Here is a 17,342-nt window from a genome sequence, read left to right on the forward strand (position 1 = left end):
GGGCGATTACTGCAAAAATATCACGATTAATGAAAATTTTATTTTTCAATTGTTACTTCTGGATCCGTGATATTACCCAGTTCTAATACAGGCGCCACATCATATGACTCCGCATTCATCATACTTGCTATGCGCTGTACTGAAGACAGCAATAAACTTTGCTCCCATTCATCTAAGCTATGGAATTTATTGATGAAGCTCTCTTGCAAGGGCAACGGAGCATGACTAAGTAACTCAGCCCCTTTTGCAGTAAGGTTCGCATGAACTTTACGTTTGTCTGTCGTACTACGTATGCGCTCTGCTAGCCCATTTCGTTCTAATCGATCAAGTATAGTTGTCGCGGTAGCTGGACTCATATTAGTATGAGTGGACAATTGCCTAATAGTCACTTCACCTAACTCTCTAATCGAACGCATGAGTATCAATTGTGGGCCAGTAAGACCCGACTCTTTGCTCAATTTTTTTGAGTGCAAATCAATCGCTCTAATAATTTGTCTCAGTGAAACCAAAACTTCTTCATGCTTTTCCAACTCGTAACTCCGTAATAATAGGGACATCCAAAACTACAGCGAAAATAACTGACTTTATACAACTTGAAAAGCGTTGATAAAAGAAAATGCCATAATGCGCCTTAAATTAAGCTTAAGGTAACCGATGCAACGACCTGTAATGATTTGTAATCGAACTATTTATAATACACTTTAGCAGCTAAAACGGAGCCACAACGTGCATTAACAGGATATTCAGTCAGAAAAATTATAAAAATGCGAAGGCAATTGAACCATTTGGTAGCGATAATAACGTAAGCAAGTGACATACACGAAAAATGTCAGATAAAAATACAATGTACACGAATGATTAGTATGACTGTTTCATAAAACCACCACTCGTCGGCATCACATTGAACCAGAGACAAGCAACACAGTACTGGTAGCAAAAACTGCTGTATCTACAAGGATAGCGACTAAAAAAAGCCAGCAGGGCGTACCCCACTGGCTCTAATATAAAATTCATCAACCTATCTTAGGACAACACACCAACCTAATAATTTAGCTATAGATATCGAACGGATATACCATCGGTATTGAACAGATGTATTTTGTCTGCCGCCGCTTTCAAATGCACAATTTCACCTTTATGTAGATCATTAATACCCGGTATTTTTATCACAATGGCGTCTTCATGATTTGGCACATTAATGTGAAGTTGTGTCACCTCTCCTAACGACTCAACAAAAAGAACGGTACCTGAGACAAAAGCTTCATTCTCAGTTGCTAACTCAAAATCTTCTGGTCGAATACCCAATTGTCCAATTGTGCCCACTAAATGAGTAGGAACAGGGAATGCGTAATCAGTTTCTCTTTTATTATCAAACCTAATTTTACCCATTTCACCCCCAGCAATAATATCGGACTTAATAATATTCATGGAAGGAGAACCAATAAACTTCGCAACAAAGACATTCGCCGGATTAGTATAAAGCTCTAAAGGTGTGCCTACTTGCTCTATTCGACCCGCAGATAATACGACAATTCGGTCTGCAAGCGTCATTGCTTCAACCTGATCATGTGTTACATAGATCATGGTTGTTTTTGGCATCTTCTCTTTTAGATTGGCTATTTCTATACGAGTTTGAACCCTTAACGCGGCATCAAGATTAGATAGAGGCTCATCAAATAGAAATACCTTGGGATTACGGACAATAGCTCGACCTATTGCAACACGCTGTCTTTGCCCACCAGAAAGTGCTTTAGGTAGACGACCTAAGTATTCCGTCAGTTGCAGCATTTCGGCAGCGGACGTCACTCTTTGATCAATATCCTCTTTTGATTCTTTGGCAATTCGCATCGCAAAAGCCATATTGTCATAGACCGTCATGTGAGGGTAAAGCGCATAGGTTTGAAATACCATAGCAATACCACGCATAGCCGCAGGTAGGTCGTTAACTACCGCTCCTTCGATTTCTAAGTCACCATCCGTGATATCTTCTAGCCCTGCAATCATTCGCAATAAAGTCGATTTACCACAGCCGGATGGACCAACGAAAACAATAAACTCACCAATATCGATTTCTAAGTCGATACCATGAAGAACTTCAGTTTCGCCGTAGGCCTTTTTAATATTTGTTAGTTTTAAACCATTCATTGAATTCTTCTCTTAAATCAATTATTTCACTGAACCAGCCAGAAGGCCACGTACTAAGTAACGCTGCAAACTAAAGAACACGGTTAAAGGTACCGCGATAGAGACAAATGCTGACGCCGTTAAAATTTCCCAGTTACCACCACGGGAACCTAACAGCTCTCTTAACCGACCTGTCAGCACCAGCTCATTTTCGCCATTTCCCAAAAATACCGTTGCGACTAACAGGTCATTCCACACCCACAAAAACTGGAAAATAGAGAATGATGCCAACGCAGGAAAGGACAATGGCAATACAATGCGAACAAATATTTCAAAGTCTGTCGCACCATCTACACGTGCAGATTCAATGATCTCTTTCGGTAGATTTGAGATATAGTTTCTCAAAAGGTAAATAGCTAGCGGTAAACCAAACCCGGTATGGGCCAGCCATATACCAAGATAGGTCTTTGCTCCCACACCAAAAAAAGCACCTATGTCGTTATACAAACGTAACAACGGTATCAGTGACATCTGCAAAGGTACCACCAATAAACCAACAACCAGCGCTATCAGCAATGGACGACCGGGCATGCGCATCCACGACAATGCATATGCAGCAAACGCAGCGATGAGAATAGGAATGACAGTCGCCGGAATAGTCACCGTCAGTGAGTTTATAAATGACTGGCCAATTCCCTCCGAGGTAAGTACTTCACGGTAGTTATCTAGGCTAAATTTAGGTGGGATATTGGCGGTAAAGAAAACCCGTTTTCCACGAGACCCCGTAAAGGGCTCTGGCGATGTCATCGTATACTGACCAGTCGCACTTACAGTAAGGGTTTGACCTTTACGCATGGGCGCCAATGCCCCTGGAAGATACGCCGTCGGAGCTTTAGATGTCCAACCGAACATCCTCACATCAACATCTTTGCCATCTTCGCCAATCGATCCTGTCAAAAGATAGACACCATTTTCTTGCACCTGAGTGTCCGGATGTGCAGTGCGTCCAATGAGATTTTGATCCGAGGCCGACAATGCCGTCCACCAGCCTGATATCGCGAGTTGATCTTTGTCTCTAAAAGAAGAAATCAAAAGCCCTGCCGTTGGCAGCGTCCATAAAACCACGATAAGCAGAACAGACAGGTGTACCAAAATCGTTAACGGAGAGCGCCTTAATTTACTGAGGCTAAGCTTTGCACCTGACATTTAACGACCCTCCATTTGCGCATTGGCTTGGCGAATGTTCCACACCATAACGGGTACAACAGCGAGCATAATCACCACTGCAATAGCGGCACCTCTTCCGAAGTCACCACCGCCTCTAAACATCCAATCAAACATCATATTGGCCAATACTTGTGTGTCCCATTGGCCATTAGTCATGGCTAGCACAATATCGAATACCTTTAATACCGTTATCGTGATCGTTGTCCAAACAACCGCTATCGTCCCCCAAATTTGAGGAATCAAAATTTTGAAAAAAATCTGGATACCATTCGCACCATCTAGTACGGCCGCTTCAACCGTTTCTTCTGGAATTCCACGAAGTGCTGCAGATAAAATAACCATTGCAAAACCCGTCTGAATCCAAACAAGAATGACCATTAAAAAGAAGTTGTTCCAAAAAGGAATGGTTATCCACGCTTGCGGTGTCCCACCAAAATATTCGACTATTGCATTCAATATACCAATCTGCTCGGATCCTTCAGCGCGGAAATCGTATACGAATTTCCAGATAATTGATGCGCCTATAAAGGAAATAGCCATCGGCATAAAGATCAAGCTCTTGGCAATGTTACCCCAACTGATTTTGTCGGTCATTGCTGCGATAACAAGACCAAAAAATGTAGAGGCCGCTGGCACCACGAGTAACCACAGAAGATTGTTAAAGAGAGACTCACGAAATTCTCGGTCATTCACTAACCACATATAATTTTTTAGGCCGACAAAATCCTCTCCTGATCTATCGCTTAATGAAAGCATAAGGGAATCAAATACGGGGTAAACAAGATACAATCCTAAAAAACTTAATGCCGGACCAAGGAATAACCAAGGCCGCACCGACGCAGCTAGACGAATATTCTTCGCCATTTGCATATTGGAAACACCGTGAGTCGGAAATATCAAATTCAGTACTATGTTGCTACCAAAAAAGTAAAATACACAGCCAGTAACACCGAGGACCATGATAAAGAGGGAGGAATATAACTGATCCATAACAGCCTCACTAAAGAAAACAGAAAACCAAATTGGGGAGAATTTCCAACGATTTGATACTTAATCATAGTGGAGATTCAACCGGTACAGATGTACGCAATGCCGAACGTTTAAACAACCTAACTTCGTTTTTCCCGCAAATCTGGGAACCTAACACCACGTGGATACCCGCTTTACACGAGATGACAACGACTGTATAAATACGTGTGTTAATCGAACAACATTAAATACAAATGCACCCGCCAATTATTCCAATAAATTACTTAATTGCATCCCAAGTATTTTGGATTTCGTCTGCAACCTCTTTAGACGATTTGCCACCACTGTAATCAACCATTCCCGTCCAGAATGACCCTGCTCCAATTTTACCAGGCATTAAGTCTGAGCCATCAAAACGGAATGTCGTTGCACCAAGAAGAATCTGACCTTGTTTCTTCAGTGCCTCGTTTGCGTACGCATCAAGATTTGCACCTTTAAACGGAGTCAAAAATCCAGACTGTGCCATCCATATTTCGTGAGCAATTGGTAAACGAAGGAACTTCATAAATTCTCTCGCTGCTTTTGAATCTTTGGTCACGCTCCACATTGTTCCAGCACCAAGAACTGGCTTACCAAGATCTTTACTTTCATAAGCTGGGAAGTAGAAGAAGTCTGCATCTTCACCCAATGTCGTCCCTTCAGGGAAGAAACTCGGTATGAACGACGCTTGGCGGTGCAAGTAACACTTAGCCGGAGAGCTAAACATGCCTTTAGGGCTATCACGGAAGTCGGTTGCCGCAACAGCACGAGAACCACCATCGACATATTTATCGTTTAAAAACCAGCCAAATTCATCAATGGCTGCGATCACTTTAGGATCGTTAAATTTAAGTTCATTTTTTGTCCATGCATCGTAGTCAGCCGGTGATTGAGTACGTAGCATCATATCTTCTACCCAGTCAGTAGCAGGCCACCCCGTCGCGCCTCCACTACCCAACCCGATACACCAAGGTGTATCTCCATCGGCAACGATCTGCTTTGTTAATGCCTTTAATTCTTCCATAGACTCTGGAACGTCATAACCCGCATCTTCAAAGTTTTCTGGCACATACCAAACTAGAGATTTCAAATCGACTTTATAAAAGAAACCATATAGATGGTCTTTTCCCTGTTTATCAGCAAAGGTACCTAGATCAACCCATGAAGTACCTGCTGCATAATTGTCTTTGATCCATGGTCCCCAACTCTGCTCTAAAGGTGTTAAAAACCCTTTAGAAGCGAGATCAGCGGCCAAACCAGGCTGCGGGAAAATAGCGATATTAGGCGCACTTCCTGCCTGTACATCAATCGCAATTTGTTGTTCGAAAGAATCAGAGCCTGCGTATTGAACATCAGCACCAGTCGCTGCTTCAAAATAGGCAATGACACTTTGCACTAATTCTTTATCTGGACCCAACCAAGGGCCGCGGATAGTAATAACTTCACCTTGCAGATCCACTTTCTTTAAGTAGTCGTAGCTTGACCAGCTAAAGCGACCATCATCTCCTGGTGCATACTTAAGATCAGCAGCCATAGCAGATGAGGAAAGTATCGCCAGAGCCACTGCGCTCATTAGTAGAGTAGTTTTCATTGGTTCGAACTCCATGTCTTTAGTTACTATTATTCTTTTGTCTTCACGTTAAGACTTAATCGTTTAAGTCCATTCAAGTACAGTAGACTGCATTTACATAACCGACCAACTTTCAGTCAATAATTGCTAAATAGATCATATAATTTGGTGATATTACGAGCAATTCGTGACAAGGGTCAAACTAACCATGAATAATACAACAATCGTATTTCTAAATATTACTTAATCGTTCTAGAATCCCATTGTACCTAAACTTTAGGTCGACGAAATTGGGAAAGCAACATGAAAGCGAATAACATAAAAAAACCAACGCTTAAGATTGTCGCGGCAAAGCTTGGCGTTTCAACCGCCACCGTTTCAAATGCGTTCAACCGTCCAGATCAACTATCGGCTGCCTTAAGAGACAAAATTCTGCGTCAATGTGATGAGCTGGGATATACCGGTCCGAGCTTAACCGCTCGAAGCTTACGCACAGGAAAAACAGGGGTGATTGGGGTTTTATTGGCGGATAGTCTTTCTTTCAACTTTACCGACCCCGTTGCGACGGAATTTCTAGCCGGTATCTCTCAAACCCTAGATGCGCAGCACGTTAATATGTTATTGCTGCCTTCCAACGCCGAAAATTATCAAAGTACGCAAGTTGAAACGATCCCAGACTGCTTTATTGTGTACGGAAGGCCAGTAGATTCCAGTATAATCGAACGTATTCAACGCCAAGGTAAACCATTAATTACCGTTGATTTCACTTTAGAAAACACCCCGTCCGTCGGCATTGATAATAAAAAAGCGGCGTATGACATCGCTTGTCACGCACTTAAGGACAGCCGACACAAAACACTTATTTTGGGTCTGCGACTCGAACCCTCTTTATCGCTTTCGCTCGCGAACTTCGATAGCCTTTACACAAGCGATGAATCAATCTCACGCTGTCGATTCGAAGGTTATAGAGAAGCACTTGCGGAGATTGGTCATGAGTTAACCACGCAAGATGTTTGGCAGATTCATCACTTAGAACCGGAATCCTTGAAAACCATATTAAGAGGTGCACTTACCGCACCAGATCATGTTGACGTTCTTCTGTGTATGAGTGACAAGATTGCGTTGGCCGCTCTAGACATCGCCCATGAGCTAAAATTAACTATCCCAGACGAATTAAAGATTGTCGGTTTTGATGGTATTCCAGAAGCAAAAGAGAAAGGTCTGACAACCATTTCGCAACCCCTATCTGAAAAAGGAAGAGTGGCCGCACAGATGGCGCTAAACCTCATTCCATATGAATCTGTTGAGCTACCGTTCCAGCTAGTAAATCGTCACAGCAGCTAATCTAATCAAACGCCTGCTTAAGGAGTAAGTACCCATGAGTAACGAACAACTCGAAAAACGTTGGTGGCACGATGCCGTTGTTTATCAGATCTATCCGCGTAGTTTTAACGACTCAAACGGGGACGGTATCGGTGACATCCCAGGCATTATTGAAAAACTCGATTACATCAAGCTGCTAGGGGCCAATGTCATTTGGTTGAGTCCAGTATACAAATCGCCGATGGACGACAACGGTTACGATATTTCCGACTACATGGAGATTGCTCCAGAGTTTGGCACCATGGCGGATATGGACAACCTTATCGCACAAGCGCAGGTCCGTGGCATCAAGATCGTTATGGATTTGGTTGCCAATCATACGTCCGACGAACACCCTTGGTTTATTGAATCCAAGAGCAGTAAAGATAACCCTAAACGCGATTGGTATATCTGGAAAGATCCTAAAAAAGATGACAGTGAGCCAAACAATTGGGAGTCTTTCTTTACACCCAAAGCGTGGAGCTTTGATGAAAATAGTGGCCAGTACTATTGCCATCTTTTTAGCAAGAAACAACCTGACCTTAACTGGGCAAACCCCAATGTACGCGATGCAATCTATGACATGATGCATTTCTGGCTTAAGAAGGGGCTCGGTGGTTTTAGAATGGATGTTATCAATATGATTGGGAAACCATCAGACTATCCCGATGCAACCATTTTTGATTCTGGCGTCGCTGGTTGGGAACATTGGTCTAACAACCTTCTCGTTCATCAATACCTGCGTGAAATGCACGAAAAAGTTCTCTCACATTATGATGTACTCACCGTTGGTGAGACACCATTTACCACTACGTTAGATGGTCGGTATTACTCACATCCAGATCGAAATGAAATGAGCATGATATTTCATTTTGAGCACATGAGTATCGATCGAGAAGAGCACAATGCCGTGCGAAAGCCTTTTGATTTAGTTGAGTTTAAATCCATTATGTCTAAATGGCAGAATGACCTTTATCAAAAAGGATGGAACAGTTTATATTGGAGCAATCATGACCAACCACGTGCTGTTTCACGCTACGGAAATGATAGTCCCGAGTACCGTATCATTAGCGCCAAAATGCTAGGCACAGTGCTTCACATGATGAGTGGGACGCCTTACATTTATCAGGGTGAAGAGTTAGGAATGACCAACAAGTTCTTTGCTAACATTGATGAATACGACGATCTAATGGCAAAATTCCATTATCAAAAAATGTTGGACAGCGGTATTTCGCAACAAGACGCGCTCGATTTCCTAAATTACTTCTCTCGCGACCACGCCAGAGTCCCACTTCAATGGAATAAAGAGACGAATGCTGGGTTTACAACAGGAACACCTTGGTTGGCGATGAATGAGAATTATGTTGATATCAATGCTGAACAGTCAACAGATGATGAGAACTCTATATTTCATCATTATCGTAAACTTATCGCGCTGCGTCAGAGTGACAAATATAGTGATGTTATCGTATACGGTAAACACCAATTACTTGACGAAAATGACACTGATGTGTATGCATTTCTTCGTTTTTATGATGGTAAAACACTACTTATCGTTGCCAATTTCACTGATGAACATCAAATACGACATTACGACTACCAACTTAAAAAGGTTATCATCAACAATTACTCTGATGAATGTGAATCGATACAAAAGATCACGCTTAACCCTTACCAAGCGTATATCTTCAGCGTTGAATAACACGTAGCTCTAGTGAGGAAGTCATTAGCATGGTGAATTCATACCAGAGCATTGACGCCTCACACCAACGCTATTAGTTTCATGGTCGACGGCGAGATCACAAATCATTCAATCAAACGTGTGTGTGTGTCCATGTTTTGAAAAGTGAGTTGCAACACTAACAATAATCTTTATTATTCATATAATAGGAATGATAAGCTTCAACAAGTATACACACTCAGGAGTCGATTAAGTGAGTGCTCAACGTTCAGAAAAAAGACAACATAAAATAGATGTAAAAGAACCGCCGGCTATCGATGGCAATGAAAGTACGATTAATAGTACTGATGCTATTGATATGGTCGACCACGGTAGTGAACTTACTATTAATTTGACGACACCTGTTGGCATCAAATATATGGGTAAGACCAAGTTCGTCGGTACCCACTCAGATAACTTTATCCTCATGGAGATTCCAAGTATATCCGAAGAGGATCAAGACTATTTCTTCCAAGAAGGTTTCTGGATGAATATCAGGGCTATCTCTCAAAAGGGAGAAGGTGCTCTTATCTATTTTCGCACGCAGATCATGCATATTCTTAAAGAGCCTATCCCGATTATTTTGGTTTCTATTCCCGGCATGATGAAAATCAACCAGCTGAGAAAAGAGCCAAGGTACGATGTAGCACTTAGAGCTCACGCAGAGGTTGGTCAGACTAAAGTTGAGTGTGAAGTAAGGGATCTATCTAAAGGTGGATGTCGATTCATTACTAGCCCTCTAGGGAAGAAATATGATGTCGGTGAAGAGGTCATGATCAATATCAGCACACCGCCAAACTCTAAGGTCAAGCTGCTTCCGCTGTACGGCACTATATGCAACTTACAATCTTCTATGCACTACGCTAAATATGGACTTAAGTTCAATGAAACGGGTACGACCCACGTTAAGAGTTTGCTGGGTCTGCTTAAATTCGATGGTGTCAAACTTACCCTAAAATTGTAATAACTTAATCTGTAACAGTAATAAATAAAATAAAGGCTTAGGTTGATGGTAACGAGTTGATACACATCACCCTAAGATTTTACTATTTATCGCATCATTTTCGCAGAGCATTCAATTTAGCTTGAGCGATTCCAAATATAGTATTTATTGGATAGCTTCCCTCTTCGCTTGGCTCTCCCGCAGGTTTACCAGTAAATAGCTCTATTGCTTCAGACACATGATCGATGGCCCAGATGAAAAACTCCCCTTTATCGACGGCTTGTACAATGTCTTTACGTAGCATTAGGTTATGAATATTCGACTTAGGGATAATTACCCCCTGATTTCGAGAGCGTCCTTTCACTCGACAAACATCGAAGAAACCTTCAATTTTCTCGTTGGCACCACCAATAGGTTGTGATTCACCAAACTGATTCATAGAACCTGTAATCGCAATATCCTGCCGATTAGGCTGTTTAGAAAAGGCTGAAACCACCGCGCAAAACTCAGCCATACTAGCACTATCACCATCGACACCACCGTAAGACTGTTCAAAAGTAATGTTAGTCGTCAAAGGAACCTTTGCAGTTTTACCAAACACAGAGGCCAAATAAGCAGACAAAATTAGTACCCCTTTGGAATGAATACTACCACCCAAATCAACATTCCTTTCAATATCAATAACTTCACCATCACCATAAGATGTCGTTGCGGTTATTCTATTGGCGGCACCAAACATGTAATCACTGGTTGATAATACGGATAGAGCATTAACCTGACCAACGGCTTCACCTTCAGTACGAATAAGGGTTGTACCATTAACAAAACTTTCCATTACATCATCTTGCAAGCGACTGACACGCATCTTCTGATTATCAAGAGCTTTCTCTACATGGTTAGCGCGGATCAAGTTTGAACGCGCATTTCTCGCCACATAATTAGATTCTCTCAACAAGTTAGCAATGTGAGCAGAATGAAGCGACAGCTTATTTTGATCCCCTGCGCTACGTGAACTGTATTCAATAATTCTGCCCATCGCCTTTTTATCGCAATGGAGCATATTATTGTCACGAACAATACTGGATATAAATCGTGCGTAGTGCAGTTCCGAGTCAGGAGTCCGTGACATTTCGTCTTCAAAATCCGCGGTCACTTTGAATAACTCACTAAACTCTGGATCATAATGTTGCAGTAACTGATAGGTCCGATAATCGCCAAACAGAATGATTTTTACATCCAGTGGGATAGGCTCTGGATCGAGCGAAACGGTACCCGTCAGCGTCACCTCTTTTTCTAGTGAAGTAAAACTCAGTTGCTTGGATCGAAGTGCTCTCTTCAATCCATCCCACACATATGGTTGCTCCAACACTTTTATAGCATCCATCAACAAAACACCGCCGTTCGCCTGATGCAAACTGCCCGCTCTGATCAATGAAAAATCAGTAAACACAGTCCCTTTGAACGTCGCGGTTTCTGTATAACCAAATATAGAATGGTAATTAGGATTTTCTTCAACAATGATAGGAAAAGCATCAGCACTTTGGCTGACCAGAACATTGATCTTGTATCGACGAGGGAGCTTCTTGTCTAATGAAGCAGCAGCAATTTCACCTTGCTCATCACTTTCCTCCAAAAATATCTCAACATTCTCAACGATATCTTTTTGTAAATCAGTTAGGTATTTCTTAATTTCGCTGAATCTCGCGTACTCTTTTTTAAGGGCCTTAATGAAGTGAGTAATTACATCTAACGTGACGTCATCATTCAATTTTTGAATTTTTTCGCTGTATGTCTCTTCCCATTCAGTCAATTGGCGAACCATAGATCGAAGCTGTATCTCTAAGGCATCAATGTTTTTACCAAACTGGTCCTGATCTTTTTTTGTTAATTCATCAAACGTTTCTTCAGTATGTTCTTTTTCGCCATCCATCGCTATAAATTGGTAGTCCCCCTGCGTAGTAAGGGTTAAGCTGATATTCTTCTCTTTGGCGATTTTACTAATATTTTCTAGCTCACTTTCCTGTTTTTTTGCAAGCTGACTTTTTAATTTTTCAGCCCTCGTGAAATACATTTCATTATCAAAAGCCAACGGGATTGCTTTAATTAACTTCTCCATCAACTTTTCGATATCGTGCTTAAATTTATTCCCCATACCAATTGGGAGTTTGAGTACTTTGGGTGTCCGAATATCTTTAAAATTAGCGACATAACACCAATCAAACAACGAGTTAATCTCATGTTGGTGTCGATTCAAATATCGCAATATCATGGTGCGCTTGCCTAATCCATTTCGACCTATAGCATAAATATTGTACCCTTTGTCTTTGATAGACATCGCGAATTCAACCGCTTTCTGCGCTCTCTCTTGCCCAACTATTTCATCTAAAGGTGGTAACTCCTTGGTCGACTTGCAAGGCAACTTTTCTAGCGTTGCTACATGATAAAGTTGAGAAGAATGCAGTGGAGTTATTGGCATAATCACCTCCTGTGACAATTTGTGTAATAGATATCTTTTCAGTGTAGATGCTTTTTCATTACATTTTAGTGCGTTACACAACAATTGGGCTCTAAGTGGTTAATATTGCATCAATTTAACTTAGATAGCCGTCAATATAGATAAAAAAGATCAGTGTTAACACATATTTTAAATGTGATGCTGCTTCAAAAAATATGTAACAAGACGACATTGGTCACAGTTTGTTCACTTGAAATAAGACCAATTTCACCCAAAATTCACTACAATATTATCTGTTTATATAAGGTCCAAGAAGCAGATAATATGCGTGATCAACTAATAGGAATTAAACTCGAAGCAATGGCAGATATTCGCCAATCAAGAAAGAAGAAACTGTTGATCACCTTTTCTTCTATTGCTCTAGTCCTTCTCTATCCGTACAGCATCGTAAACTATATTGCAGGAAAAGAACTGATAGCAGAGTTTAATCTTATTGCCGCTTTATTTTGCTCTATGCACATTGTTTATCTCTTGGTGGTCAAGAATATCCAACATAGTCCGCTTGTCCCTTCTGTAGCCGTGCTTTTGAATGCGTTTATCAATATTGCTGAACCCAATGGCACCATTTTTTGGGTCTATCCTATTGTCGCTGCCATTCTAATGATCAATGAGTTTAAAGCTGCCATCATCTACACTGTTGTCTTTTTTATAGTGACAGCAGCAATATTGGCTTTCAACGCAACCAATTCTGTCGACTATTTTTCGTTACAAAACCTATCAGAAACCGCTTTTTTATTGTCCATGTTCACTCTCTGCCTTATTGCGCTTATTTCAAATTATGGCTATAAAAACGCATCCGATTATCTGCAAAGTCTTTATCAAGAAGGTATTGACCAACTCGCCTACCGAGATAGATTAACGGGCTTAGCGAATCGCTGGAGTTTTGAAATATGGTCAAAAGAGAAACTAAAAATAGCAGACTCGCAGGATAGTATTACCGCACTACTGTTTGTGGACATTGATAACTTCAAAAACATCAATGACACATACGGTCACGATAGCGGTGACAAACTATTACAGCTTTTTTCTAAGCGTATCATCAGTAATATGAGAGCCGCTGACCGCATAACCCAAAAAGATGATTACTCTATTGCTCGTTACGCAGGTGATGAATTCATGATTTTATTGCATGACGTACCAACGCTTGATGACATACAGCGAATCGTGCATAGGATCAATATTCTGTTTGATGACGAACTCAATCAAACAGAATTGGCCGCCCATCTTACGTTTAGTATTGGAATTGCCTTATATAAGCAAGATGCAGACAATTTAGAAGACCTGATACGATGTGCCGATAAGGCGATGTATAGCGCTAAAAATTCAGGTAAAAATCGTTATCGATTCTATCATTCCTCGCAAAATGACCAAGCAGAGAAGAAAATCGTTAAACTCAATATTGTTTAACCATGGTTAGCTACTTGGAAACATAAACAGTACCCAAACCCAAAACACACCCAACGTAATAGACCACATCAACACTCTCCAAAAAGAAAGCTCTGGTACCTTTATCTTCCGTTGCGATTTTTCTAACTGTGCCTGTTGTTGTTGAGCTTTAGCTTGAGCGATCGCTTTAGCTCTCAACTTCTCAGGATGAATGACCGCATCATATAACTCGCGCTGCTCCCTTTTCTCTTCAGCCTTATTCGCCACATCGGAAAAGCGCTTGCGTTGGTTATTGGTAAGTTCCTTATTTGGATCATAGGGTTTACCAGGGTCAGTATGCATGCGTGTAACAGCCATATATTCCTCCCTTAAAAAGTTATCTATAACTTACAGTATAGACGCCAATCACAAGCAAAGTCATGTTACAGATAGACACCATATTAATATGGTGCCAAGAAATAGTAAAAAGCATTGTTGATACAATGAGTCGGGTGTCAATAAGCATTGAAGCACATTACTACGTGCACGAGGACGTTTTGAGTGTTCAGCGGAAAGGTATTCATATTGCTCACAAACTTACTAAGCTTGAGATAACATAAAAATGGCACCCATTTGGGTGTAATGCTGTTAACTTAAGACATCAAACTCCGTCATCCTCACGAAAGTGGGGATCTAAACCCACCCAGATTCCCGTTTTCACGGGAATGACGACGAATACTTTTTCTTAAGCGAACGGCATTACCCATTTGGGTGCCATTTTATTAACAAGGCAACATTAAAACTCTTTCTTAATGCTATGTCCTTTCGGTAACTGATGAGCAATACCTTTGTGACAATCGATACAAGTTTGACCTTGTTCTTCCGCCAAATTATGTATTTGCGCCGCTACAGGTTTCTGCTCTACGTAATCCATGTACTCAAAGTTATGACAGTTACGACACTCTTGAGAGTCGTTAGCTTTCATTCGGGCCCATTCACGCGTCGCCATTTCAAAACGATGTTCTTCAAACTTTTTACGTGTGTCGACAACACCAAAAACTTTCCCGTATAGCTCCTTACTTGCTTGGATCTTACGGATCATTTTTGGAACCCATTCTTTCGGTACGTGACAATCCGGACAGGTTGCACGAACACCAGAACGGTTCGAATAGTGAATGGTACCTAAGTACTCTTGATATACATTATCTTCCATTTCATGGCAACCAATACAAAATTCTTCTTGGTTTGACATCTCCATACCGGTGTTAAAACCACCCCAGAAGATAATACCCGCAATGAAACCAACCGTTAAAAGTGTTCCAAGAGCCAAATGACTCGGCTTGGTAAACCACGCCCATAGGCGTTTAATCATTCCCATACCGCCCCCTACTGGCCAAATTTACCAGCTGGTTTGAAATCATTAGCGACCAGAGGTTTCGCGTCAACTTGTGTTACGTGACACTGCAGACAAAAATAACGGCGTGGCGCTACATCAGTCAACATTTTGTTATCACGATCCATGTAGTGAGTTGGACTCACACGTGGCGCTCCAGTTTTGCGATAAGTACTCACATCATGGCACTCGAGACAACCGTTATTACTTACATTCAGTTGCACTTGAACCGTTGAGTGTGGGATAAGTGGTGGTTGGTTTACATAATCCAACGCCAACTTATCTTGTTTTTTGGGTAACTGCTTAATAGTAGATACCTCATTATTATCGCTTATACTCTGATCGCCGCGAAGTGATGTCACTTCGGCGAATGCTGCCGTACTTACAAAAGCCGCCAGCATTGCAGACACGACAAACTTACTCTTCATATTTAGCTCCAGTTCTTATTCTAAATTCGAATACTTTCTCAGCACAGACATCAATACATCGACCGCATGAAATACAATCCTGACTCATGATTTTCCTGTCGCCCTCTTTCAACGGTTGCCGTAATATTTTTGGTTCCGGACAAACGTTGTAACAGTCCATACAGTTATTGCACTGCTCCCTGTTGGTCGCAGTGACGCGCATTAGACTATAGCGACCGATAACACCATAAGTGGCTCCTAACGGACATAAGTGACCACACCAAGCATGCTCAACCAAGAGCAAGTCAATAAGAAACACTAGAAGGATTAACACAGAACCCGCACCAAATCCGAAAATAATACCTCGGTGAAGGGCTGATACTGGGTCTAACCATGTCCATAAAAGCGTGCCTGATACAGCACTACCAATTAGGATTGCTGCTAATAACCAATAGCGTAGTGAAGATGGCCATTGATAACTTGCTTTAAGTCCCGTTTTTCTTCTTATCCATGCGGCCAAATCTGTTACCAGATTCATCGGGCATATCCATCCGCAGAACATTCTTGGTCCTGCGATAGCATAAAACCCTGCAACAACTATCCCGCCGAGAATCGCTGTAGTTTCAGGCCAATAACCTGTTGCCATCGTTTGAAGCAATAATAAAGGGTCGGACATAGGAACCGTACCTAGCAACACGCTAGAAGATAAATTCCCTTCCAATACACCCCACGTTGGACCCATAATAAACAGACCAATTACCGAAAGCTGACACAGTCGACGTAAGATTAAGAATCGATAGGCACTCCACCAACCGAACTTTTCTCTTGCTTCTTTACCTGCATCTTTTGCCAGATTTTTTACACTCTTAGGTTTCATTGCCATCACAAACCTCCTTTATTAATGCCATCTGGATTAATACCATCTGGATTACCAAGGGGTTTACGATTTGGTAAATCGAGTTGCTCTGGAATCAAACTTTCACCGCCATGTTTCGCTTTCTCTTCCCAACCTAAGCGATAGTGGTGACCTAATTCACCTTTTGCTAACGCGATTGGAACAACCTTGATTGCCGTTTCTTCAAGCACACATGCTTGTTCGCATTTACCACAACCAGTACATTTATCTGACACTACAGTTGGGATAAAACTTGCATGTACACCAGTACGTTGGTTACGTATTGGCTCTAGCGTGATGGCTTCATCAATCAATGGACATACTCGGTAGCAAACATCACAACGTAACCCTTGCCAATTCAAACATGTCTCATGGTCTATGAGAACGGCGGTTCCCATTCTCGCTTTCGTTATGTCGGTGAGCCCTTTATCAAGAGCACCACTAGGGCACTCAACCACACAGGGAATATCGTCACACATCTCACACGGAATATTTCTCGCGGTGAAATAAGGTGTTCCAGTTCCCACTGGAGACAACATTGTCGCCAGCTTTAAGGTGTCATAAGGGCACGCTTGGACACACAAACCACATCGTAAGCAAGCGTTTAAAAACTCTTGCTCTGCTAATGCACCGGGTGGCCGAATAGGCACACCAGACGTATTAGCGGCTTTACTTTGTGTGGTTTGCAACCCAAGTACTGTCGTTGCGGCACCAACTCCAACCGCTGTTCGAATGGCGTCTCGCATGAAACGCCTTCTACTTGCAGATGGCAAAGAATGTAAGATTTTCATTCTTTACTGCTCCATAACAACA

The 17,342-nt window shown here is 41.7% G+C and carries 15 protein-coding genes; 4 read left to right on the forward strand and 11 right to left on the reverse strand.

The window, feature by feature from the left end; translation table 11 throughout:
• Positions 1–38 precede the first annotated feature (38 nt).
• From AACW90_RS00370 to AACW90_RS00390, 5 genes are all read right to left on the reverse strand, one after another.
• Complete coding sequence (locus AACW90_RS00370; protein ID WP_390229330.1) at positions 39–530, reverse strand: MarR family winged helix-turn-helix transcriptional regulator; 492 nt, start codon at positions 528–530, stop codon at positions 39–41.
• Positions 531–1,053: 523 nt separating this feature from the next.
• The gene (locus AACW90_RS00375; protein WP_390229332.1) at positions 1,054–2,145 is read right to left on the reverse strand and encodes an ABC transporter ATP-binding protein; all 1,092 of its coding nucleotides are present in this window, start codon (positions 2,143–2,145) and stop codon (positions 1,054–1,056) included.
• A gap of 21 nt (positions 2,146–2,166) precedes the next feature.
• Complete coding sequence (locus AACW90_RS00380) at positions 2,167–3,330, reverse strand: carbohydrate ABC transporter permease (protein ID WP_390229334.1); 1,164 nt, start codon at positions 3,328–3,330, stop codon at positions 2,167–2,169.
• Positions 3,331–4,341 carry a carbohydrate ABC transporter permease gene (locus AACW90_RS00385; protein ID WP_390229336.1) on the reverse strand — a complete coding sequence of 337 codons (1,011 nt, stop codon included), beginning with the start codon at positions 4,339–4,341 and terminating at the stop codon, positions 3,331–3,333.
• Between the two features lie 259 nt (positions 4,342–4,600).
• Entirely contained in the window at positions 4,601–5,950 is a 1,350-nt protein-coding gene (locus AACW90_RS00390) for an ABC transporter substrate-binding protein (RefSeq protein WP_390229338.1), read from the reverse strand.
• Positions 5,951–6,232: 282 nt separating this feature from the next.
• On the opposite strand from AACW90_RS00390, the gene AACW90_RS00395 reads away from it, so the two are divergent.
• The 3 genes from AACW90_RS00395 to AACW90_RS00405 all read left to right on the forward strand — a co-directional run bounded on the left by AACW90_RS00395 (position 6,233) and on the right by AACW90_RS00405 (position 9,975).
• Positions 6,233–7,273, forward strand: coding sequence for a LacI family DNA-binding transcriptional regulator (locus AACW90_RS00395; protein ID WP_390229340.1), 1,041 nt, complete (start codon positions 6,233–6,235; stop codon positions 7,271–7,273).
• A 34-nt stretch (positions 7,274–7,307) separates the two neighbouring features.
• Complete coding sequence (locus tag AACW90_RS00400) at positions 7,308–8,993, forward strand: glycoside hydrolase family 13 protein (protein ID WP_390229342.1); 1,686 nt, start codon at positions 7,308–7,310, stop codon at positions 8,991–8,993.
• 232 nt (positions 8,994–9,225) lie between these two features.
• Complete coding sequence (locus AACW90_RS00405) at positions 9,226–9,975, forward strand: PilZ domain-containing protein (protein ID WP_390229344.1); 750 nt, start codon at positions 9,226–9,228, stop codon at positions 9,973–9,975.
• A gap of 94 nt (positions 9,976–10,069) precedes the next feature.
• On the opposite strand, the gene AACW90_RS00410 is transcribed toward AACW90_RS00405, so the two are convergent.
• On the reverse strand, positions 10,070–12,430 hold the full coding sequence (locus AACW90_RS00410; protein WP_390229346.1) for a Lon protease family protein: 2,361 nt from the start codon (positions 12,428–12,430) through the stop codon (positions 10,070–10,072).
• 303 nt (positions 12,431–12,733) lie between these two features.
• Here AACW90_RS00410 and AACW90_RS00415 point away from each other — a divergent pair, with 303 nt between their 5' ends.
• A complete protein-coding gene (locus AACW90_RS00415; protein ID WP_390229348.1) occupies positions 12,734–13,876 on the forward strand; it encodes a diguanylate cyclase domain-containing protein in 1,143 nt (380 codons plus the stop codon).
• A 6-nt stretch (positions 13,877–13,882) separates the two neighbouring features.
• Here the strand turns inward: AACW90_RS00415 and AACW90_RS00420 are convergent, their stop codons facing one another.
• The 5 genes from AACW90_RS00420 to napG form a co-directional block, all read right to left on the reverse strand.
• Positions 13,883–14,212 carry a hypothetical protein gene (locus AACW90_RS00420; protein WP_195705669.1) on the reverse strand — a complete coding sequence of 110 codons (330 nt, stop codon included), beginning with the start codon at positions 14,210–14,212 and terminating at the stop codon, positions 13,883–13,885.
• A gap of 418 nt (positions 14,213–14,630) precedes the next feature.
• Positions 14,631–15,212, reverse strand: a complete 582-nt coding sequence (napC, locus tag AACW90_RS00425; protein ID WP_390229351.1) for a cytochrome c-type protein NapC — start codon at positions 15,210–15,212, stop codon at positions 14,631–14,633.
• 8 nt (positions 15,213–15,220) lie between these two features.
• Positions 15,221–15,655 carry a nitrate reductase cytochrome c-type subunit gene (locus AACW90_RS00430; RefSeq protein WP_275136892.1) on the reverse strand — a complete coding sequence of 145 codons (435 nt, stop codon included), beginning with the start codon at positions 15,653–15,655 and terminating at the stop codon, positions 15,221–15,223.
• Positions 15,645–16,517, reverse strand: a complete 873-nt coding sequence (gene napH, locus AACW90_RS00435) for a quinol dehydrogenase ferredoxin subunit NapH (RefSeq protein WP_390229353.1) — start codon at positions 16,515–16,517, stop codon at positions 15,645–15,647. Before napH ends, AACW90_RS00430 begins: the two co-directional genes overlap by 11 nt.
• A complete protein-coding gene (napG, locus tag AACW90_RS00440) occupies positions 16,517–17,320 on the reverse strand; it encodes a ferredoxin-type protein NapG (protein ID WP_195705672.1) in 804 nt (267 codons plus the stop codon). The genes napH and napG overlap by 1 nt, the downstream gene beginning before the upstream one ends.
• Positions 17,321–17,342: the final 22 nt, after the last annotated feature.

Source organism: Vibrio frigidus, from assembly GCF_042465995.1.
In the GTDB taxonomy this organism is placed as follows: Bacteria; Pseudomonadota; Gammaproteobacteria; order Enterobacterales; family Vibrionaceae; genus Vibrio.